We start from the raw sequence: 20,787 nt of genomic DNA, 5'->3' as shown, positions 1-20,787 counted from the left end.
TCCTACGAGGTGAGGGTCTTCGAGCTGGGGGAGGGCTGTGGGTCGAGTGAGTTCGGTGACTGCACTGCTTGGACGGTCACCGAGTCGGGACGAGTCTGTTCGGGGGTGGGAAGGGTGGTGCCGGGTAGAGCCGTCGCCGCGGTGCCGTACGCCACTGCTCGACGGATCAGGTCGGCGGGTGGGCATCGCTCTATATCGGCGAGGATGTAGCCGGCGAGGGAAGAATCTCCCGCGCCGACGGTGCTGATCGCGTCGATCTTGGGGGGCGAGGCGAACCACGCGCCCTCCTGGGTCACCAGGACCGCTCCCGCGCTGCCCAAGGTGGCGAGCACCGCACCGACGCCGCGCTCCAACAGGATTCGACTCGCGTCGATCGCCGCGGTCGGATCCCCCGCGGCTGCCGCACGCTCGAGGTTCTCGGCATCCGCTCCGGTGAGCTGCGAGAGCTCCTCGGAGTTGGGCTTGATCAGGTCCGGCGCGGAATGGGGGAACGACGCAGCGAGCGCGAGAAGCGGTGCATCCGAGGTGTCCACGGCAACCTTGCACGCCGTCGTGGACTTCAGTGCTGCTACGAGTTCCCCGTACCAGCCGACAGGTATGCCCGGGGGAAGCGATCCCGACAGTGCCACCCAGGTTGCATCTCGTCCCAGGTCGACGACCGTCTCGAACAGTTCTGTCCTGGCGGCCTCGGACAACTCGGCGCCCGGCTCGTTGATCTTGGTCGTGACGCCACCGGGCTCGCTGACGGTGATGTTGGTCCGAGCGAGCGCGCCCGTCGGGACGGCGCAATAGCGGACGCCCCGGGCGGACAGAGCCTCGAGCAACGGGTCGTGCTCGGATGCGGGAAGCACCGCCATGGCCTGCACGCCGGAAGCGGTGAGCACCCTGGCCACGTTGACGCCTTTGCCTCCCGGATCGCTCACCGACGCGCGCGCTCGATGTACGCCACCGCGCGCGAGCTCGGTATCCAACACCACCGTGCGGTCGATACTGGGGTTGGCGGTCAGTGTGACGATCATGCGATCACCACCTCGATTCCGTTGTCGGTCAAACTCTTACGATCGGATACCTCGATCTGGGCGTCCGTCACCACGACGTCGATGTTCTCGAGCCGGGCGAAGCTGACCAGATGCTCGCGGCCGATCTTGGACGAATCTGCAAGGACGACCACATGATTGGCAGAGCGCACCATCGCACGTTTCACGGCGGCCTCGTCGCTGTCCGGGGTCGACAGGCCGTGCCCGAGACTGAGTGCGTTCGTTCCGATGAACGCCACGTCCACCCGCAGCCACTCCAGCGATGTCAGTGCTTCCTCGCCGACGGCCGCCTGTGTCGCACCTCGAACTCGGCCCCCCAGCATACGAAGGCTGATTCCGGACAGGGGTGCAACTCTCGCTGCGATCGGAACGGAGTTGGTGACCAGGGTGAGCTCACGGTCGGGGCCGATCAACGCGGCCAATCGGCCCGTTGTGGTTCCGGCGTCCAGTACGACGCTGCCTCCCGAACCCGGGAGGTACTCGACCGCGGCGGCAGCGATCGCATCCTTCTGTTCGGCTCGCGTGTATTCACGTTCACCGACGCCGGGTTCGGTGACCGTCAGAGCCGACGCGGGCACCGCACCGCCGTGAACGCGCCGAACGACACCGAGGCGATCCAGCATCGCCAGGTCCCGGCGAACGGTCTCCGTGGTGACCCCGAACGAGGTGGACAGATCGGCCACCGAGACACGTCCACGACTGGTGATCAGCTCTGCAATCGATTGTTGACGTTCCTCTGCGTACATCCGTTCCTCCTCTCCGTCGTGCGTACGGGCTGGGCTCTGATCCGATTACGTGTTGGTTTATGTTGTTTTACGCCCGTATCTGTTGACATGTCAAGAGCAAAGAGTAATCTGAGTCACAACAAGTCGATCACAGCGGATACGGACACACGCCCACTTCGCCGCGCGCACTTTTCGTTCAAGGAGGACACATGACGGGATCGCACCTCGCCGAGAACCGGGAGACCGGAGCAGCACTGGCCGGTTCGGCGGTTCTGACCGGCACGCCCGTCGTACCCGGAGTCGGCTACGGCCCGGTGATCAGGCCCGGCGGCCGGCCGGACGTGCCCGTCGACGACACGGTGCTGGACGAGCAGGCGCGCGGGCCCGAACTCGAGAAGTTCCGTGAGGCGACGTCCGTGGTGGCCGGTCGGCTTCGGGGCCGGGCAGAGTTGGCCACCGGAGCGGCATCGGAGGTGCTCTCGGCCAACGCGGCCATGGCTCAGGACCGCGGCTGGCTGAAAGCTGCCGAGAAGCACATCGCTGCGGGATCGTCCGCGACGTCGGCGACCAATGCCGCGACCGAACAATTCGTATCGATGTTCACCAAGCTCGGCGGCCTGATGGCCGAGCGCGTCACCGACCTGCGTGACGTCCGTGATCGGGTCGTCGCGCAGATACTCGGATCGCCGGAACCGGGCGTGCCGGCCCCGACGGTTCCGTCCATCCTTCTCGCCGACGACTTGGCGCCGGCCGACACCGCCGGGCTCGACCCCGACTTCGTCGTCGGGCTCGCGACGTCACTCGGCGGACCGACCAGTCATACCGCGATCATCGCCCGCCAGCTCGGAATCCCGTGTGTCGTAGCCGTGTCCGGTCTCGACGACGTGGCCGAGGGCACGCCCGTGGTGGTCGACGGCATAGCCGGCAGGATCGTGCTCGACCCGGACGCGGCGCTGGCGACACAGGCCGTCGCCGACGCGCGGGCAGAACTGGATCGTGTGTCGCGGTGGGCCGGGCCGGGTTCGACATCGGACGGACACCTCGTGGACATCCTCGCCAACGTCCAGGACGGTGCCGGTGCCCGCGCGGCTCGCCGGACCGCGGCCGAAGGCATCGGACTGTTCCGCACCGAACTCTGCTTCCTCGACCGCGACGTGGAGCCGACGGCCGAGGAGCAGGCGGAGATCTACGGTGAGGTGCTCGACGCCTTCGCCGGCCACAAGGTGGTCGTCAGAACCCTCGATGCGGGCTCGGACAAGCCGTTGCGGTTCGCGAACCACGCCGACGAGGCCAACCCTGCCCTCGGAATCCGCGGTATTCGAATCGCCGCGCAGGACAGGGGAATTCTGCTTCGCCAGCTCGACGGAATCGCCGCCGCCGCGACAGCGACGGGGTCGACGCCGTGGGTCATGGCCCCGATGATCGCGACCGCGGCCGAAGCGGCAGCGTTCGCCGACGACGTGCGGGCACGCGGGTTGAAGCCCGGTGTGATGATCGAGATTCCCGCCGCGGCGTTGATGGCCGAGCACATTCTCGAACACGTCGACTTCCTGTCGATCGGTACCAACGACCTCGCGCAGTACACGATGGCTGCGGACCGGATGTCGCCGCAGCTGGCCGACCTCACCGATCCGTGGCAGCCGGCGGTCATCGCGCTCGTCGCCCACACGGCGAAGGCGGGTGCCGCAGCGGGCAAGCCCGTCGGGGTGTGCGGTGAGGCCGCGGCAGACCCACTGCTGGCGTGTGTGTTGGTGGGTCTGGGGGTCACCTCGCTGTCCGCGGCGTCCGCCGCCGTGGCGCACGTCGGGGCGAAATTGTCCTCCGTCACGCTCGACCAGTGCCGTGCCGCTGCCGACGCCGCCCTGAAAACGGACAGCTCGGCCGCGGCTCGTGCGGCGGTCACCGCGCTTCTGGCGTGAATGCCCTCTAGGATTCACTGCTTGTGAGTCGAAACTTCGGATGGACCCTGCACGGCGACGGAAAGACGCCCTCCGCGGGAGCAGTCGTGGCGCCCGACGAGCGGCTGTCATGGCCTCGCACGGTGGGTATCGGCATGCAGCACGTGATCGCGATGTTCGGCGCGACACTGCTGGTGCCGACGGTGACCGGGTTCCCGGTCACGACGACGCTGTTGTTCTCCGGAATCGGCACCGCCTTGTTCCTGATCATCACGCGGGGCCGGATCCCCAGCTACCTCGGTTCGTCGTTCGCGTTCATCGCACCGCTCAGCGCAGCGCAGGCGGATGGTCCGGCAGCTCAGCTCGGCGCCGTCATGTCCGTCGGAATCGTTTTGGCCGCAGTCGGATTCGTCGTGAAATTCGCCGGCGGGCGAGTGATCGAAGCAGTCATGCCGCCCGTCGTGACGGGTGCCGTGGTGGTGCTCATCGGCCTGAACCTCGCCCCCGCGGCGACATCGTCCTTCGAGGCGCAACCACTTGTCGCGGCAGTCACCCTGATCGCCATTCTCGTGGTGACCGTGGCCGGTCCAGGACTCCTCGGCCGCCTGGGCATTCTCGTCGGAGTCGTCATCGGCTGGGTGTTCGCGGCGGTGGTCGGACAGATCGACGCAGCGAAACTCGACGCCATGAAGGCCGCCTCGTGGATCGGAATGCCCGAGTTCCGTGGACCCACGTTCGAGCTGTCCGTCGTTCTGATCGCCCTGCCCGTGGTCATCGTTCTCGTCGCCGAGAACGTAGGCCACGTCAAAGCAGTGTCCGCGATGACGGGGAAGTCGCTCGACGACCTCGCAGGAGACGCACTCATCGCCGACGGGCTGGCCACGACGCTCGCGGGCGCCGCGGGAGGTTCTGGAACGACCACCTACGCCGAGAACATCGGGGTCATGGCCGCCACCCGCGTGTACTCCACAGCCGCATACTGGGTCGCAGCCGTCACGGCAATCGTGCTCGCGTTCTCCCCGAAGTTCGGCGCACTCGTGTTCACGGTTCCCGACGGCGTCATCGGCGGCGCCACGCTCGTCCTCTACGGACTCATCGGCCTACTGGGAGTCCGGATCTGGTCCGACAACAAGGTCGACTTCACCGACCCGGTCAACCTCACCGTCGTCGCGGCCGCACTGGTCGCGGGAATCGGCGATTTGACCTTGACCATTGGATCGGTCGACCTCGGCGGCATCGCATGGGGCTCGGTGGGCATCCTCGTCGGCTATCCGGCTCTGCGCGCACTCAGCCGGCTCGCTACCCGCTAGTTCGGTCACCGATCCTGCGCGGCTCGGTCATCGACCGAGGTCGGGCGCGGTCGTAGTGTCGAGGGAACGCACGACAAGTGTCACCCTCGAAGGAGTAACCCGTGGACCGCACCCTGTTCGAACCCGAGCACGACCTCTTCCGCGAGTCGTACCGCAAGTTCCTGGACCAGCACGTCGCCCCCAACCATGCGCGCTGGGAAGAGCAGAACATCGTCGACCGTGACGTCTGGGTGGAAGCTGGCAAGCAAGGCTTCCTGGGAACGGCAGCGCCCGAGGAGTTCGGCGGCGGCGGGGTCAAGGACTTCCGGTACAACGCCATCGTCACCGAGGAAACCACCCGCGGCGGATACAGCGGAATCGGGTTCACCCTGCACAACGACGTCGTCGCGCCCTACTTGATCGAGCTCACCAACGACGAGCAAAAACAGCGCTGGCTCCCCGGATTCTGCTCAGGCGAACTCATCACCGCGATCGCCATGACCGAGCCCGGTACCGGCAGTGATCTGCAGGGAATCAAGACCCGCGCAGTTCGCGACGGGGACGAGTGGGTCCTGAACGGATCCAAGACCTTCATCACCAACGGCATCAACGCCGACCTCGTCATCGTCGTCGCGTGTACCGACCCGGAGAAGGGTGCGCAGGGCTTCAGCCTGCTGGTCGTCGAACGCGACATGCCAGGCTTCGAACGCGGACGCAACCTCGACAAGATCGGCATGAAAGCCCAGGACACCGCCGAGCTCAGCTTCACCGACGTTCGAGTCCCCGCAGCCAACCTCCTCGGCGAAGAAGGCATGGGCTTCATCTACCTGATGCAGAACCTGCCGCAGGAGCGCCTGTCGATTGCCGTCGTCGCAGCCGCAGCCATGGAATCCGCGCTGGACATGACCATCCAGTACTGCCGGGACCGCAAAGCGTTCGGCAAGTCCATCGGCAAATTCCAGAACACCCGCTTCGTGCTTGCCGAACTGGCCACGGAAACGACCGCGACACGCATCATGGTCGACAAGTTCATCGAACTCCTCAACGCAGGCACGCTCACCGTGCAGGAAGCCGCCATGGCGAAATGGTGGACAACCGAGAACCAGGTCAAGCTGATCGACAGATGCCTACAGCTGCACGGCGGCTACGGGTACATGAAGGAATACCCGATCGCCAAGGCCTACATGGATTCTCGTGTGCAGACCATCTACGGTGGCACCACGGAAATCATGAAGGAGATCATCGGCCGAGGACTGGACCTCTGACCCCGTCGTAACCCCGAGAGCGCGCCGCCGCACCCCCCCTGAACGGAGCGAACGTGACGTTCGGTCACATCAAGTGACCGAACGTCACGTTCGCTCCATGTCGGTACCGGGTGGTGGAACGAGCGCTGTTCAGAGCTTGCGCATCACGGTGACGACCTTGCCCAGGATCGCTGCGTCGTTGCCGGGGATGGGCTCGAACAAGGGGTTGTGCGGCATCAACCAGACATCACCCTTGGTTCGTTTGAACGTCTTGACGGTTGCTTCGCCCTCGATCATGGCCGCGACGATGTCGCCGTTGTCCGCGACGCTCTGCTGACGCACGACAACCCAGTCTCCGTCGCAGATCGCGGCATCGATCATGGATTCGCCGACGACTTTCAGCAGGAACAGGGACCCCTGGCCCACCAGTTCGCGGGGGAGCGGGAACACGTCTTCGACGGCTTCCTCGGCGAGGATGGGTCCACCCGCGGCGATTCGTCCGAGAACGGGCACGAAAGTCGGCGTGGGCAGCTGGTCCTCGGACGGAGCAGAACCGTCGGCGACTGCAGCCGCGTGATCCGCTTGCACCTCGTCGAGCCCCCGCACATCGACGGCCCGAGGACGATTGGCGTCTCGGCGGAGGAAGCCCTTGCGCTCGAGCGTGCGCAGCTGGTGTGCCACGGACGATGTGGACGTGAGCCCGACGGCATCGCCGATCTCGCGGATGCTCGGTGGATATCCCCGCTCGGTGACCGACGCCCGGATCACCTCGAGCACCTTGCGCTGACGCTCGGTGAGTCCGGCGTTGATATCCGTTCCCTCGCCCTCGAACGCCTTCGCCGTCGGCACGGCAGCAGGCTTGCCCGCCGCAGCCTTGCCGGCCGCACTTTTCGTCCCCGCGGTTTTCGGCGCCGCGGGCTTCCCAGCAGTCTTACCGTTCGACCCCGTGCCATTCGACCCCGTGCCATTCGACCCCGTGCCATTCGACCCAGTAGAGGTCTCGTCTTTCATTCGTGCGTCCTCCTGCGTGATGCGTGCGTGTGCCGGAACTCGAACGTGCTCGAAGACCAGAACGCGTGGGATGGATGTGACGTGTGGTTTCTGACACGAACTTAGCCCGTAATCGCTGATGGATCAAACATCTGTTCGATCCGTGTCGCGTTTTCTACTGACTTTGTCGGAGGTGCGTGATAGAACTTTCGAACAAGCGTTCATCGAACGCCTGATCGAATAGCGTTCGAATCCACGTCTCGTTCGACACCGGAGGTTCCGATGAACATCACCACCGAGCGGCCCGTCCGTACGGAGCAGCACCAGCAGACTCGCCGTGCTGTCCGTAGCCGTCAGACTGCGTCGCAGCGTCGTGCGGCGATGCAACGTCGGCGTCATGTCGGCGCGTCCGCGGTGCGCGGCGGCCAGCACGACCGGCGGGCCGAGGGGTGCGCGGACCAGGCGCATCGTAGCCAGCGCATCACCGTGCTCGGCGCGGTGGCGGGAGTGGTGGGGACCGCACTGGTGCTGTTGGCGCTCGTCGGAATGGCGAACCTGCGCGCATCGTCGCTCGAATCGGTTTCTGCGCCCTCTGTTGCCACGGTCCAGGTCCAGAGCGACACGGTATCGGGCGACACGGTCTCGAACGGCACGGTCGTCAGCAGCACAGTAGGTCCGTAGCGCTGTGTTGTGTCTGCCTCGTCTGTCAGGGGACGGAGCCGGTTCGGTTCCGCTCCGAGTATCCTCGAAGCCTGCGCCTCCTGTGTGCCGTTCGGGGGTGCGTGACGGCTACGACGGAGGCTCAACCATGCATTGCCCGTTCTGCAGGCACCCCGACTCGCGCGTGGTGGATTCGCGGGAAGCAGACGAGGGCCAGGCTATTCGTCGTCGTCGTTCGTGCCCGGAATGTGGACGTCGGTTCACCACGGTGGAGACGGCGGTGCTGGCGGTGGTGAAGCGCAGTGGGGTGACGGAGCCCTTCTCTCGGGAAAAGGTAGTCAAGGGTGTGCGACGCGCATGCCAGGGCCGCGATGTCGACAACGATGCGTTGAATCTTCTGTCGCAGCAGGTCGAGGACGCGGTTCGAGCGTCGGGATCGGCCGAGATCCCCAGCCACGAGGTCGGTCTGGCCATTCTCGGCCCCCTGCGTGACCTCGACGAGGTCGCGTACCTGAGGTTTGCGTCGGTGTACCGCTCGTTCAGCTCAGCCGAGGATTTCGAAAAGGAAATCCTCGATCTTCGTGCGCACCGGCAGGCTGCGGCGGTCGACTGACGCTCGCCGGGTCACGATCGTGCCGCGACCTCCATGGCCCGCACGAGACGCTTCTCCGACACCGGATAGGCCGTGCGGATGCTCTGCGCGAACAGGCCGACTCGCAGTTCTTCGATCATCCAGAACACATCCTGCACCGCTGAAGTGTGGTGTTTGGTCTCCGGTAGCGAGCGGAGCATCCTGTCGTATGCCTCGTACACGCGGTCGAGGACGTCCATCCCTGCATCGTCACGTCCGGCACTGCTCGGCAGAGATTTCAGGCGTGCCGTCGCGGCGTCGAGATAGCGCGGGATATGGACGAGGCGCGTCGATCCGAACTCGAACACGAAACCGTCGAACACCAGTGAGGACAGCTGTTCTCGTACATCGTCGGCCGCGTCGCCCTGTAGAGGATCCAGTACGGAACGCAGTTCCAGTGCTGCGGTGAGAATCGGCCGGACCAGTCCGAGTATCTCGCTGGTTCGTCGAGCGGTGTCGGCACCGACCGCGGCGGCGAGAGCCGCGAACTTCTCGGGAGACCGGACAGGACCTCCGTGCGCGGTCATCGACTCGTCGACAGCAGTTTTCCTGCAGTCGTCGAGCAGGCTTTCGATGCTGCCGTAGGGGTTCTGGCCGAGGGCCAGTCGTTCACGCGTCGGGATGCCGGCAAGCAACGCCTTCGTGCCTCGTGGTGCCGACTCCAGAAGAAGTGCGCGCGTCCCTTCCCGCATCGCGGCGCGCTGAGCAGCTGGGGTGCTGAGAACACGGACGGCCACGCCGCCGTCCTCCCGGATGAGGGCGGGATATCCGGTCACCGTCTGTCCCGCGACCGATGTGGAGACCGTTGCGTCCAAGGTTCCCAGTGTCGACGACGTCCATGCCAGGGTCGCCGGTCGCTCGGCTGCACCCACCGCGCTCGCGACTTCACGATCGACGCGGGGCGCCAGTGCTTTTCGCAGTGCAACCAGGTCCTTGTTCGATCCGAGCGTCTTGCCGTCGGTGTCGACCGCGACGAACGTCATCCTCAGATGTGCGGGCAGAGAACCCAGATCGACATCGTCCGGGTCGATGCGTGTGGACCCCAGCCGCGAGAGTTCACGAGCCAGTGCTGTCACGATCGGCTCCGAGCGCGGTTTCATCGACGCCAGAGCGGCAGAGGCGAAGTCGGGTGCAGGAACGACGGTGCGCCGTTGGGCCTTGGGGAGAAGTTTGATCAAGGCCGTGACCAGTTCTGCGCGCATACCGGGCACGAGCCAGTCGAACCCAACCGGCTGGACCTGTGCGAGAAGTGCGATCGGGATCCTGGCCGTGACACCGTCGGCTTCGGACCCCGGTTCGAACTGATAGGTGAGGGGGAAGAGGATCTCTCCCTGTCGCCACGCATCGGGGTAATCACCGCCGAGAACCGACGCCGCGTCAGCATTCACCACCGTCTCGGTGGTGAAGTCGAGAAGATCGGGTGTACTCCGGCGAGTTTTCTTCCACCAGGTGTCGAAGTGACGAGCGGACACGGCCTCCGCGCCGATCCGTGCGTCGTAGAAGTCGAACAGTGCATCGTCGTCGACGACGATGTCGCGGCGGCGGGCCTTGTTCTCCAACTCGCCTACGTCGTCCAGCAACTCACGGTTCCTGTGGAAGAACGGGTGCTGAGTCTTCCACTCGCCTTGTACGAGTGCGTGCCGGATGAACAGCTCGCGGGACGCCTCCGGGTCGACGGTGTGATAGTTGACGGGCCTGCCCGCGACCAGTGGGATGCCGTAGAGCGTGACGCGCTCGTAGGCCATTGCGGATTGGCGTTTGGTGGACCAGTGCGGTTCCGAGTACGTGCGCTTGACCAGATGCGGTGCGAGCCTCTCGGCCCACTCCGGTTCGATTCGCGCTGCCATCCGGCCCCACAACCGTCCGGTCTCCACGAGTTCGGCTGCCATCACCCAGCGCGGAGGGTTCTTGAACAGTCCACTGCCGGGGAACACCGCGAAGTGAGTGCCGCGCGCACCGAGGAATTCGCGTTTGTCACCCTCGCGAAGGCCGATGTGCGACAGCAGACCCGAGAGAAGAGACTGGTGCAGAGCTGTCGGGGTCGACGGCGAATCGGGGATGCTCCACCCCATCCCTCGGGTGATCTGCCGCAGTTGACCGTGCAGGTCCTGCCATTCCCTGATGCGCAGGTAGTGCAGGAACTCGGCGCGGCACATTCTGCGGAACTGGTTGGAGGACAGATCGGTTCGCCGGTCCCGAAGGTACTTCCACAACTCGACGTACGCCAGGAAGTCCGAATTGGGGACGGCGAAGCGCGCATGCTGTTCGTCGGCGGCCTGCTGGTGTTCGGTGGGACGCTCCCGTACGTCCTGGATGGACAATGCCGACACGACGACGAGAGCATCGGCGAGTGCCCCGGTGTTGTTGGCTTCCACCAACATCCGACCCATTCGAGGATCCACGGGCAGAGCCGCGAGCTCGCGCCCGATGGGCGTGAGCTCCGATTCGCCGGTTCCGCTGGACGGTTTCAGCGCACCGAGCTCCTCGAGCAGGCCGATTCCGTCGCGAATGCTGCGGGGGTCGGGCGCTTCGACGAACGGGAACTCCTGGATCTTCCCCAGACCGAGGGACGTCATCTGCAGGATGACCGACGCCAGGTTGGTCCGCAGGATCTCGGGCTCGGTGAACTGGGGACGGGACTCGAAGTCGTCCTCCGAATAGAGCCGGATGCAGATTCCGTCGGCGACGCGTCCACACCGGCCTGCCCGCTGCCTGGCGGACGCCTGGGAGATGGGCTCGATCGGCAGCCGCTGGACTTTGGTCCGTAGTGAATAGCGGGAGATGCGTGCTGTTCCAGGGTCCACCACGTACCGGATGCCCGGAACCGTCAACGACGTCTCCGCGACGTTGGTGGACAACACGACTCGTCGGCCCGTGTGCGGGGTGAACACTCGATGCTGCTCGGCCGCCGACAGGCGCGCATACAGTGGCACTATCTCGGTTCCGCGGAACTGTCTCTCGCGCAGCGCATCCGCGGTGTCACGAATCTCGCGCTCGCCGGAGAGGAACACCAGGATGTCGCCGTCGCCCTCGCCGATCAGCTCGGCGACGGCGTCGCACGTGGCGTCGACGGGATCTAGATCCACGGTGCTGTCGTCGACATCGATGGACAGCGGGCGGTACCGCATCTCCACAGGGAACGTGCGGCCGGACACTTCGACGATGGGCGCCGCAACACCGTCCCGTGCGAAGTGCTGGGCGAACCGTTCCGGGTCGATGGTGGCGGAGGTGATGATCACCTTCAGATCCGGGCGGCGGGGGAGGAGCTGAGCCAAATAGCCGAGGATGAAGTCGATGTTGAGGCTGCGTTCGTGTGCCTCGTCGATGATGAGCGTGTCGTACTGCCGCAGAAGACGGTCACGTTGGATCTCGGCCAGCAGAATGCCGTCCGTCATGAGCTTCACGAGTGTCGAATCCGACGACTGATCGGTGAACCGGACCTTGTAGCCCACCGACTCACCGATCGATTCGCCGACTTCCTCGGCGATGCGTTCGGCGACGGTCCGTGCCGCGAGACGACGAGGCTGCGTGTGCCCGATCGATCCTCTGATGCCGCGTCCCAGTTCCAAGCAGATCTTGGGTATCTGTGTCGTCTTGCCCGATCCCGTTTCACCGGCGACTATCACGACCTGGTTGTTCGCGATGGCGTCGGCGATGTCGTTCTTGCGGAGACTGACGGGCAGTGACTCGGGATACTCGATACGGGGCAGCGCCGCGCGCCGGTTCTCGACTACCGCTTCCGCCTTCGCGACCTCACGTTCGACGGTGTCGACGGCGTCGGGTGTGCGGGCGCGGTCGAGCCTGCGACGCAACCGGTGTTCGTCCCGAATCGAGACATCGGCCAATCTGGTCGACAGTGCGCGACGACGTTCTGCGGTGGATGAGGTAGACATGCTGGCACAAGGATAGTTGCTGCAGCGTCCGCGGTGTCGGCGCGGTACACACCGATGGGTCGTCGGCCTGTGCAAAGATCGGCTATGCCTACCGATTCCACGTCGATAGTAATCAGAATTGCGAGGGTCGGGTTCGCTCTTCTGACAGCCGCAGCCCTGGCGACGATTCTCGCGAAAGGTGTCGGGACCGAAGGTTTCTCGGTCGCGAACTATTTCAGTTACTTCACCGTCCTGAGCAACGTGCTGACCGTCGTCGTGCTGGGTATCGGCGGCATCGTCGATCCTCCAGGCGAGGGATGGCAGTTGTTCCGGGGTGCCGTGACGCTGTACATGGTGATCACCGGGATCATCTACGCCGTTCTTCTGGCGAACATCGACGTCGGTGTCGCGGATCCGTGGACCAACAACGTGGTGCACAGAATCATGCCGGTGGTCCTGCTTCTCGACTGGGTGATCGTTCCCGCACGCAAGCGGATCTCGGAGGCGCGGTCTCTTCTGTGGCTGCTGTTTCCGCTCGTCTACGGGATCTACAGCCTGATTCGAGGCCCGATCGTCGACTGGTACCCCTACCCGTTCCTCGACCCCCGAGGGCAAGGTTATGTCGCGCTCGTCATCGGACTGGTGGTGCTGACCGTGGCATTCGTGCTGATGGCACTCGCCGTGAACGCCGTCGGCCGACTCGGCAGCAGATGGCGACTCGGCGGTGGCGCGGACGACCGTAGTGACTAGGCTTCGGAGCATGTCTTCCGCGACCGAACCGAGTTTCGAATCCAGACACTCCGCGCTGTGGCACGGTTTCGCCGACATGGGCGCAGTCACCGCGTCCGGGCCGTTCGTCGTCGCCCGCGGTGACGGCGCCTACATCTACGACCGCGACGGTAACGAGTACCTCGACGCCACCGCCGGACTCTGGTTCACCAACGTCGGGCACGGTCGTCGCGAGATCGCCGACGCGGTCGCGACCCAACTGTCTTCTCTTGCGCATTACTCCAACTTCGGAGACTTCGTGCCGGAGACCACGTCGGTCCTCGCCGAGCGTCTCGCCGAGATCGCACCGGTCGCAGGCAGCAAGATCTTCTTCACCTCGGGCGGATCCGACTCGATCGACACCGCGGCCAAGCTGGCTCGGCGCTACTGGCACGAGGTGGGCAAGCCCGAGAAGACGCTGATCGTGGGGCGGCAGAAGGCATATCACGGTATGCACGTCGCAGGTACCTCTCTCGCCGGCATTCCGGTCAACCACGAGAACTACGGCACGCTGATGCCCGACGCCAGGACTGTCGCGTGGGACGACGCGAAGAGCCTGTTGGCGCTGATCGAGGAAGTGGGGTCCGACAAGGTCGCTGCCTTCTTCTGCGAACCCATCATCGGCGCCGGTGGCGTCTACCTGCCGCCGGACGGCTACCTGGCGGAGGTCAGGCAGATCTGCCGAGACAACGACGTGCTGTTCGTCGCGGACGAGGTCGTCACCGGGTTCGGCCGGATCGGCGGATCGTGGTTCGCGTCCTCTCGGTTCGATCTCGCACCGGATCTGATGACCACCGCCAAAGGGCTCACCTCGGGATACGTTCCGATGGGCGCAGTGTTCATCGCCCCACAGATCGCCGAGCCGTTCTTCGCAGGCGGAGCCTGGTGGAGGCACGGGTACACCTACGGCGGCCACGCCGGTGCGGCCGCCGCGGCCCTCGCCAACCTCGACATCGTCGAACGCGAGAACCTCCTGCAGGAATCCGCCCGCCTGGAGTCGTCGTTGCACACCTACCTCGCGCCGCTCGCCGATCACCCGCGTGTTCAGGAAGTGCGCAGTGGGCTCGGTGCGGTGGCGGCGATCCAGCTCGCCGATCCAGCCGAAGCATTGCCGTTCGTCAAGACACTCCGCGAGCACGGAGTGTCCGGCCGCGCAGCCGGACAGGGAGCTATGCAGATCTCGCCGGCGTTCGTCATGACCGACGCCCAGGTGCAGGAGCTCGCGACTCGAATTCTCAGCGCGCTCGGCTGAATTTCGCCCGAAGGCGCTGCCCGCGAGTCGGTGTGGGCAGCGGCGGCGGCGGTTCGGTTTCCGCAGCCTCGGCGAACCGACGGTGCAACTGCGCGCGCACCTCGTCCGGTGCGTAGGCGCGGCGAGTGCGCTCCGACTTCACGACGAGTGCTCCGGTTGCCGCAACACCGACGACGCCCGCAAGGCCGAGTACCTTCCACAGCTTCATCGCCTCACCGTACTGGGATCGGGGGCCGGGAGTGGAGCCGGCAGGAACGACCCATGTAAACCGGGAGTGGAGCCGGCAGGAACGACCCAGGAAGGCCGGGAGTGGAGCCGGCAGGAACGACCCATGAAGGCCGGGAGTGGAGCCGGCAGGAGCGATCCCTTTACGCTGGGTCTCATGACTGTTTCGTCGATTTCGCTCGACACTGCTGTCGATGCCACTCGGACCGGTGACATCTGGATCTTCCGTGGGCATTCGGCGGCCGATCGTGCGATACAGACGTTGACCAACAGTCCGGTGAACCACGTCGGAATGGCCGTGGTCGTCGACGATCTACCCCCGCTGATGTGGCATGCCGAGCTGGGGAAGACGCTGCAGGACTTGTGGACGGGCAACTTTCAGCGCGGGGTCCAGTTGCACGACCTACGGGCGGCGGTGCTGCAGTGGTCCGACAAGTACGCGCAGCGATGCTGGCTGCGGCAGTTGAGTGAGCCCGTGACCCGCGAGCAGGAGGATGCGCTGATGCGCACCATCGCGCGGATGGACGGAACAGCGTTCCCGACGACGGCGAAGTTGGCGGGCAGTTGGTTCAAGGGACGGGTACCGACGTTTCGTCGCCGATTCCGCGAGGACGAGGCCGCCGGATCCGCGGCCCTCGAAACCGCGTATTGCGCGGAAGTGGTTGCGATGACGTACGACTCGATGGGGTTGCTGACGGGCAACAAGAAGGCGAACTGGTTCGACCCCGGAAAGTTCTGGAGCGGCGATCGGCTCCCTCTCGTGCCCGGCGTCACGCTGGGCGACGAGATCTTCGTCGACGTGTCCGCTGTCACACGGTGATGGTGTTCTCCGAAACGGTGCGGCCGCCCAGCTCGATCCAGTCACCGTCGCGACCGGTGACGAGAACGGAACCGCGTCCCTGAGCGACGACGAGTCCTCGTCCGAGTACTCCGGTGATCCAGACTGCCGCCGAGCCGGTGGCCTCGTCCTCGGCAATTCCCATGCTGGGTGCGAACATTCGTGACCTGATGTGCCCTGCGCCTTCGTCCGTCCAGGCCCAGGCGTAGTGGTGATCCTCGGTGAACGACGCGGCATCGAGTTCGTCGACGTCGGCAGCGGAGTCCAGGTGATGCTCGACGAAGTGGGGCGTCCACTCGGGCTTGGCTCTGACCCAGGACACGTCACCGTCGTAGCGGACCGCGAGATCGGAAGCGGGAACGGTCAACACGTTGATCGGGGTGCCCTGTGCGCGCAGCCACCACGACAGTCCGACCGTGGGATGCCCGGCGAACGGCAGTTGCTGCGCCGGGGTGTAGATGGTCGCCTCGGCGCGAGCCGGATCGCTGGAACTGCGGCTGTAGAAGATGGTTTCGCTGAATCCCAATCGATGCGCCAGTGCCTGTCGTTCGTTCTCGGGGACGTCCTGGGCGTCGACGATTCCCAGGGGATTGCCGTGGTTGCCGTCCTGATCGGTGAACACTCGCACTACCGACACGTCGATACCCATGGCGGCAGAGTCTACGCGAGCGCCGACGAGGACTCCGGGCGAAAGGTGTTGCCGATGAGTTGGCCTAGACTGATCGGTATGTCCGATCAGAGTTATCAGCCGACGCTGTCGCAGTTGCGCGCATTCGTGGCGGTGGCCGAGCACCGTCATTTCGGTACCGCGGCCGCACGGCTGAAGGTCAGCCAGCCGACGCTCTCGCAAGCGCTCGCATCGCTGGAGCAGGGACTCGGCGTCCAGCTGGTCGAGCGCAGCACGCGAAAGGTTCTGGTGACCACTGCAGGCAATCAGCTCCTGGGGCGGGCACGCGCCACTCTGGAAGCGGCCGACGGCTTCGTCACCGAAGCGTCCGGCTTGGGCAGCACGTTGGCGGGCCCGCTCAGGTTGGGCCTCATTCCCACCGTCGCGCCGTACGTTCTGCCTGCCCTGCTGCCGGCGATCGCCGCCGAGTATCCGGATGTCGTGCCGTTCATCGTGGAGGACCAGACCGAACGACTGCTCGCCTCGCTGCGGAGCGGTGCGATAGAGGCTGCCGTCGTCGCCTTGCCGACCGAAGAGAACGGTCTGGTCGAAATCCCTGTGTACACCGAGGACTTCGTCCTGGTCGTGCCGCCTGCCCACGACCTTGCGGGCCGAACCGGGCTCGCGCTGAACGTACTCGCGGGGCAGCCCATGTTGCTCCTGGACGACGGGCACTGCCTTCGCGATCAGACACTCGATCTGTGTCGATCCGTCGACAGCGCGCCGATGTCGAGCGACACGAGAGCCACGTCTCTGGCCACCGTCGTGCAGTGCGTCGCAGGCGGTCTCGGCGTGACACTCGTCCCGCGTTCGGCGGTGCACGTGGAAACGGGCAGGGGAGCACTCGGTAGCGGAGAGTTCGCGGACCCCAAGCCCGGTCGCACCATGGGACTGGTCCACCGAGCCTCGAGTGCGCGCGGCGACGAGTATCGAGCGATCGCAGACCTCATATCTCGCATCGGTGCTCGGGTAGCCGGCCCGAATCAGCCCGCCTGAACCACGATCTCGTCGAACACGATCTCACCCGCGGCATTCGATTCCTCGAGGTCGATCGTCCCGACGAGCGACCATCCCTGGTCCCCGTTGGGATCTTCGATGATCTGTCGCACCGTCGTCTCGTCCTTGCCGACGACGAGATCGAACAGGGCCGGGCCCCGCGCCGACGGGCCGGTGCCCATCTCGCCGTACTCCTCGAAGTACGGCTCCAGATCGAATTCCCAGTCGGGGCCGTCGTCGAGCTCGTCGAGAGCATTCCATCGGCGCCCGGCAGCGAGTTCGATGCGCTTGAAGACGGCGTTGCGGACCATGACTCGAAAAGCCCTGGGGTTGGCGGTGATCGGTTTCGGAGAATCCCCGCCGTACGCCTCCGGCCTGGTCTCCGGTTCCTCACCGGGGTCGGTCAGGTTCTCCCATTCGTCGAGCAGGCTGGAGTCGACCTGACGGACCAGCTCGCCCAACCATTCGGTGATGTCCTGCACCTCCTCGGTCCTGGCCTCGGGGGGAACCGTCTGGCGCAGTGCCCGATAGGCATCGGCGAGGTAGCGGAGAACGAGTCCCTCGGAGCGGCTGAGCCCGTAGTGACTGATCAGTTCCGCGAACGTCATGGTCCGTTCGATCATGTCGCGGACGACGGATTTCGGTGACAACGCAACGTCGTTCAACCAGGGGTGGCCTCCCCGGTAGATCTCGAACGCGGGGACGAGGAGCTCGGCCAAGGGCTTGGGCCACGTCACCTCTTCGAGGAGTTCCATCCGCTCGTCGTACTCGATGCCGTCGGCTTTCATCTGCGCTACTGCCTCACCGCGTGCGGCGTGCTGCTGAGCCATCAAGATCTGGCGTGGGTCGTCCAACGTCGATTCGATGATCGACACGACGTCGAGGGCGTGTGTTGCGGATTCCGTGTCGAGCAGTTCGAACGACGCCAGCGCGAACGGAGACAGCGGCTGATTGAGCGCGAAGTCCGGTTGCAAATCCATCGTCAAGCGGGCGTACTTCCCGTCGGCATCCGGTTCGGCCGATTGCTCGACGATCCCGGCGGCAACGAGCCCCCGGTAGAGGGTGATCGCCCGAAGGATGTGTTTGCGTTGGGCGGGTCGAGTCTCGTGACTGTCCTCGAGCAGATGGCGCATCGCGGTGAAGCAATTGCCGGGCCGAGCAATGACATTGAGAAGCATGGAGTTGTTCACCGAGAATCGGGACGTCAGCGGTTCGGGGCTTGCCGCGACGATTCGCTCGAACGTCGGCTCGCCCCAGGACACGAACCCGTCCGGTGCCTTCTTGCGTTGAACGCGCTTGAGCTTCTTGGGGTCGTCACCGGCTTTGGCGACCAGACGTGCGTTCTCGATGTCGTGTTCCGGCGCCTCGACGACGACGGTACCGAGGGTGTCGTATCCCGCGCGGCCCGCGCGGCCTGCGATCTGATGAAACTCGCGGGCGCGGAGTTGGCGGGTGCGAATTCCGTCGTACTTGGTCAGCCCGGTGAACAGCACCGTTCTGATCGGGACGTTGATGCCGACGCCGAGAGTGTCGGTCCCGCAGATGACCTTGAGCAGGCCGTCCTGAGCGAGTTTCTCCACGAGTCGTCGATACTTGGGGAGCATCCCTGCGTGGTGGACCCCGATGCCGTGGCGGACCAGCCGAGACAGCGTCTTGCCGAATCCCGTCGTGAAGCGGAACTGGCCGATCGCATCGGCGATCTGGGCCTTCTCCTGCTTGGACGCGACGTTGACGGACGTCAGAGCCTGAGCGCGTTCGAGAGCAGCTGCTTGTGTGAAGTGGACGACGTACACCGGGGCGAGGTGTGTCTCGACGAGTTCCGCGATGGTCTCGCTGATCGGTGTGGTGACGTACGAGAACATCAGGGGCACCGGTCGTTCCGTCCCGGACACCACCGTGGTGACACGGCCGGTGCGCCTCGTCAGATCGTCCCGGAAGAACGAGACGTCACCGAGGGTGGCGGACATCAGAAGAAACTGTGCGTTCGGGAGTTCTATCAGGGGGACCTGCCAGGCCCAACCGCGATCCGGCTCGGAGTAGTAGTGGAACTCGTCCATGACGACCTGCCCGATGTCCGAGTCCGCGCCCTGGCGCAGCGCCAGGTTCGCGACGATCTCCGCGGTGGCGCAGATGATGGGCGCTCCCGCGTTGACCGAAGCGTCACCTGTCATCATCCCGACGTTCTGAGCTCCGAAGATGTCGCAGAGCGCAAAGAATTTCTCACTGACGAGAGCTTTGATGGGAGCGGTGTAGAACGTTCGCCGCCCCGCTGCCACGGCCGCGAAGTGAGCACCGACGGCGACCATGGACTTGCCCGATCCGGTAGGCGTGGCCAGGACGACGTTGGATCCCGACACCAGCTCGATCAGCGCCTCTTCCTGCGCCGGGTACAGCGTCAGGCCGCGCTCGGCCGTCCACTCCTGAAAGATGTCGAACAGGGTGTCCGGATCCTGCGCCTCGTCGGTGGTGGGATCGGGGACGAGATCGAAGAGGAGCACCCCTACAGGTTATGGGTCGACGGGGACGTCGATGTCACCGGAGTCCTTCGAGCCCGGCCGTCACGTGGCGCTGCGCTCGTCCGAGCCCATCGCGCCGAGCACGGCCAGACGCGTACTCGCACTACCGGAAATCATGTCCTCTCCGACCCCGGTCGCGAGAAGGTGTCGCCACCGCGCCTCGTCGAACTCGAGCGTCGTCGTCTCCTCGAAGAACGCTTCGAGGACGCGGAGAAATCGAATGGGGTCGTCCCGAAACGGGAAGTGACCGGATCTGCGGAACACTTCGAGCTTCGACCCGGGCATCGCTGCGTGAGCGAGGCGCGCGTGGCTGATCGGAATCACCGAATCCTCGTCACCCCAGACCAGGAGGACAGGCAGGTTCTCGGTGAGATAGCAACGATCGAGCATCGTCACCACCTGTCCTCGCCAGTCGACGACAGCGCGAAGGGTGCGTAGATACGCCTCGGACGCAGTCGGATCCGGGAGTCCGCTCAGTACACGGACGAGGTCCGGTGTGTCGTGCAGCAGCCCGCCCGGTCGAAGCGGTGATCCGTTGACTCGGCCCACGACCGACCCCGCGAGCTTCACCAGCGACAACGCACCGGGGATGCGCAACAGCTTCACGGCCTCGCTGACGAGGGGGAGCGACGCGATCCTCAGGATCGGATGCACGTCCTTCGTCACGCCCCCGGACGCCACCAGGACGAGACGGTCGACCATGTGCGGGAACTGGTACGAGAACTGCATAGCGACGCCGCCGCCGAGCGAATGCCCGACCACCGTCACGTGCTCGATGCCGAGCACCGACAGGAGATCCCGCATTCCGTTGGCGTACGCGGCGACCGAATAGTCCGCGCGCGGTTTGTCCGATCGACCGTGCCCGAGCAGATCGGGTGCGATGACGGTGTAATTCTGAGCGAGGTGGGGGATGACGTCGTTCCACGTCTCGGAGTTGTCGCCGATGCCGTGAATGAGCAACAGCACCGGGCCCTCGCCCGCGATCCGGTAGGCGCGCCTGTATCCGTGCACGGTGCGGAAGGCGAGCCGCGGTGCAGTGTCCGGCACCGGACGCAGCTTGCGTGTGCGCGGATTGCTCATCTCGCCTCCTTCGTCCGACGAACTCCGTCCTGCCGGGGCAGGGATGTCGCTTAAGACTCTCGCACGTGTTCGCGGCATCGGCGAGATATCGAGCGGATT

Annotated in this window: 17 protein-coding genes; 9 read left to right on the top strand and 8 right to left on the bottom strand. The window is 65.2% G+C overall.

Annotated features, from left to right (window positions below; translation table 11 throughout):
* Positions 1 to 2: 2 nt before the first annotated feature.
* Both BH95_RS06240 and BH95_RS06235 read right to left on the bottom strand, forming a co-directional pair.
* A complete protein-coding gene (locus tag BH95_RS06240; protein WP_019664094.1) occupies positions 3 to 1,019 on the bottom strand; it encodes a 1-phosphofructokinase family hexose kinase in 1,017 nt (338 codons plus the stop codon).
* Positions 1,016 to 1,783 carry a DeoR/GlpR family DNA-binding transcription regulator gene (locus BH95_RS06235; protein ID WP_019664093.1) on the bottom strand — a complete coding sequence of 256 codons (768 nt, stop codon included), beginning with the start codon at positions 1,781 to 1,783 and terminating at the stop codon, positions 1,016 to 1,018. The genes BH95_RS06240 and BH95_RS06235 overlap by 4 nt, the downstream gene beginning before the upstream one ends.
* Before the next feature lie 188 nt (positions 1,784 to 1,971).
* On the opposite strand from BH95_RS06235, the gene ptsP reads away from it, so the two are divergent.
* From ptsP to BH95_RS06220, 3 genes are all read left to right on the top strand, one after another.
* A complete protein-coding gene (gene ptsP, locus BH95_RS06230; RefSeq protein WP_020110203.1) occupies positions 1,972 to 3,681 on the top strand; it encodes a phosphoenolpyruvate--protein phosphotransferase in 1,710 nt (569 codons plus the stop codon).
* Between the two features lie 23 nt (positions 3,682 to 3,704).
* The gene (locus BH95_RS06225; RefSeq protein WP_020110202.1) at positions 3,705 to 4,970 is read left to right on the top strand and encodes a uracil-xanthine permease family protein; all 1,266 of its coding nucleotides are present in this window, start codon (positions 3,705 to 3,707) and stop codon (positions 4,968 to 4,970) included.
* 101 nt (positions 4,971 to 5,071) lie between these two features.
* Complete coding sequence (locus BH95_RS06220; protein WP_019664090.1) at positions 5,072 to 6,214, top strand: acyl-CoA dehydrogenase family protein; 1,143 nt, start codon at positions 5,072 to 5,074, stop codon at positions 6,212 to 6,214.
* A 129-nt stretch (positions 6,215 to 6,343) separates the two neighbouring features.
* On the opposite strand, the gene lexA is transcribed toward BH95_RS06220, so the two are convergent.
* Complete coding sequence (gene lexA, locus BH95_RS06215; protein ID WP_019664089.1) at positions 6,344 to 7,042, bottom strand: transcriptional repressor LexA; 699 nt, start codon at positions 7,040 to 7,042, stop codon at positions 6,344 to 6,346.
* A gap of 423 nt (positions 7,043 to 7,465) precedes the next feature.
* Between lexA and BH95_RS06210 the strand changes: the two genes are divergently transcribed.
* Both BH95_RS06210 and nrdR read left to right on the top strand, forming a co-directional pair.
* Positions 7,466 to 7,864 (top strand): hypothetical protein, encoded by a 399-nt coding sequence (locus BH95_RS06210; RefSeq protein ID WP_037181378.1) that lies wholly within the window; start codon positions 7,466 to 7,468, stop codon positions 7,862 to 7,864.
* 127 nt (positions 7,865 to 7,991) lie between these two features.
* Positions 7,992 to 8,456: a transcriptional regulator NrdR gene (gene nrdR / locus BH95_RS06205; RefSeq protein ID WP_026347603.1), complete on the top strand. Its 465-nt coding sequence runs from the start codon at positions 7,992 to 7,994 to the stop codon at positions 8,454 to 8,456.
* An 11-nt stretch (positions 8,457 to 8,467) separates the two neighbouring features.
* On the opposite strand, the gene hrpA is transcribed toward nrdR, so the two are convergent.
* Positions 8,468 to 12,367, bottom strand: a complete 3,900-nt coding sequence (gene hrpA / locus BH95_RS06200; RefSeq protein WP_037181374.1) for an ATP-dependent RNA helicase HrpA — start codon at positions 12,365 to 12,367, stop codon at positions 8,468 to 8,470.
* An 84-nt stretch (positions 12,368 to 12,451) separates the two neighbouring features.
* Between hrpA and BH95_RS06195 the strand changes: the two genes are divergently transcribed.
* Positions 12,452 to 13,096, top strand: coding sequence for a Pr6Pr family membrane protein (locus BH95_RS06195; RefSeq protein ID WP_037181370.1), 645 nt, complete (start codon positions 12,452 to 12,454; stop codon positions 13,094 to 13,096).
* A gap of 10 nt (positions 13,097 to 13,106) precedes the next feature.
* Positions 13,107 to 14,366: an aminotransferase family protein gene (locus tag BH95_RS06190; RefSeq protein ID WP_037112891.1), complete on the top strand. Its 1,260-nt coding sequence runs from the start codon at positions 13,107 to 13,109 to the stop codon at positions 14,364 to 14,366.
* Here BH95_RS06190 and BH95_RS06185 read toward each other — a convergent pair.
* The gene (locus BH95_RS06185) at positions 14,350 to 14,574 is read right to left on the bottom strand and encodes a hypothetical protein (protein WP_019664083.1); all 225 of its coding nucleotides are present in this window, start codon (positions 14,572 to 14,574) and stop codon (positions 14,350 to 14,352) included. The genes BH95_RS06190 and BH95_RS06185 overlap by 17 nt on opposite strands.
* A gap of 174 nt (positions 14,575 to 14,748) precedes the next feature.
* On the opposite strand from BH95_RS06185, the gene BH95_RS06180 reads away from it, so the two are divergent.
* Entirely contained in the window at positions 14,749 to 15,411 is a 663-nt protein-coding gene (locus tag BH95_RS06180) for a hypothetical protein (RefSeq protein ID WP_037181368.1), read from the top strand.
* Here BH95_RS06180 and BH95_RS06175 read toward each other — a convergent pair.
* Positions 15,401 to 16,078, bottom strand: a complete 678-nt coding sequence (locus tag BH95_RS06175; protein ID WP_037181365.1) for a PhzF family phenazine biosynthesis protein — start codon at positions 16,076 to 16,078, stop codon at positions 15,401 to 15,403. The genes BH95_RS06180 and BH95_RS06175 overlap by 11 nt on opposite strands.
* A 78-nt stretch (positions 16,079 to 16,156) precedes the next feature.
* On the opposite strand from BH95_RS06175, the gene BH95_RS06170 reads away from it, so the two are divergent.
* On the top strand, positions 16,157 to 17,092 hold the full coding sequence (locus tag BH95_RS06170; RefSeq protein WP_037181363.1) for a LysR substrate-binding domain-containing protein: 936 nt from the start codon (positions 16,157 to 16,159) through the stop codon (positions 17,090 to 17,092).
* On the opposite strand, the gene BH95_RS06165 is transcribed toward BH95_RS06170, so the two are convergent.
* Together BH95_RS06165 and BH95_RS06160 are read right to left on the bottom strand one after the other, a co-directional pair.
* The gene (locus BH95_RS06165; protein WP_037181360.1) at positions 17,080 to 19,590 is read right to left on the bottom strand and encodes a DEAD/DEAH box helicase; all 2,511 of its coding nucleotides are present in this window, start codon (positions 19,588 to 19,590) and stop codon (positions 17,080 to 17,082) included. The two genes, BH95_RS06170 and BH95_RS06165, sit on opposite strands and share 13 nt — an antisense overlap.
* 60 nt (positions 19,591 to 19,650) lie before the next feature.
* A complete protein-coding gene (locus BH95_RS06160) occupies positions 19,651 to 20,688 on the bottom strand; it encodes an alpha/beta fold hydrolase (protein WP_019664078.1) in 1,038 nt (345 codons plus the stop codon).
* Positions 20,689 to 20,787 lie beyond the last annotated feature (99 nt).

This window comes from Rhodococcoides fascians A44A (genome assembly GCF_000760735.1).
GTDB lineage: Bacteria > Actinomycetota > Actinomycetes > Mycobacteriales > Mycobacteriaceae > Rhodococcoides > Rhodococcoides fascians_E.
Note: the sequence above shows the minus strand (reverse complement) of the source record. Positions and strands in the feature narration are given on the sequence as shown.

Coding starts and splice junctions, on each gene's coding strand:
- BH95_RS06180 (WP_037181368.1), top strand. CDS start 14,749: ATGACTGTTTCGTCGATTTCGCTCGACACTGCTGTCGATGCCACTCGG.
- BH95_RS06210 (WP_037181378.1), top strand. CDS start 7,466: ATGAACATCACCACCGAGCGGCCCGTCCGTACGGAGCAGCACCAGCAG.
- ptsP (WP_020110203.1), top strand. CDS start 1,972: ATGACGGGATCGCACCTCGCCGAGAACCGGGAGACCGGAGCAGCACTG.
- BH95_RS06170 (WP_037181363.1), top strand. CDS start 16,157: ATGTCCGATCAGAGTTATCAGCCGACGCTGTCGCAGTTGCGCGCATTC.
- BH95_RS06235 (WP_019664093.1), bottom strand. CDS start 1,783: ATGTACGCAGAGGAACGTCAACAATCGATTGCAGAGCTGATCACCAGT.
- BH95_RS06190 (WP_037112891.1), top strand. CDS start 13,107: ATGTCTTCCGCGACCGAACCGAGTTTCGAATCCAGACACTCCGCGCTG.
- BH95_RS06185 (WP_019664083.1), bottom strand. CDS start 14,574: ATGAAGCTGTGGAAGGTACTCGGCCTTGCGGGCGTCGTCGGTGTTGCG.
- BH95_RS06195 (WP_037181370.1), top strand. CDS start 12,452: ATGCCTACCGATTCCACGTCGATAGTAATCAGAATTGCGAGGGTCGGG.
- BH95_RS06175 (WP_037181365.1), bottom strand. CDS start 16,078: ATGGGTATCGACGTGTCGGTAGTGCGAGTGTTCACCGATCAGGACGGC.
- hrpA (WP_037181374.1), bottom strand. CDS start 12,367: ATGTCTACCTCATCCACCGCAGAACGTCGTCGCGCACTGTCGACCAGA.
- nrdR (WP_026347603.1), top strand. CDS start 7,992: ATGCATTGCCCGTTCTGCAGGCACCCCGACTCGCGCGTGGTGGATTCG.
- BH95_RS06240 (WP_019664094.1), bottom strand. CDS start 1,019: ATGATCGTCACACTGACCGCCAACCCCAGTATCGACCGCACGGTGGTG.
- BH95_RS06160 (WP_019664078.1), bottom strand. CDS start 20,688: ATGAGCAATCCGCGCACACGCAAGCTGCGTCCGGTGCCGGACACTGCA.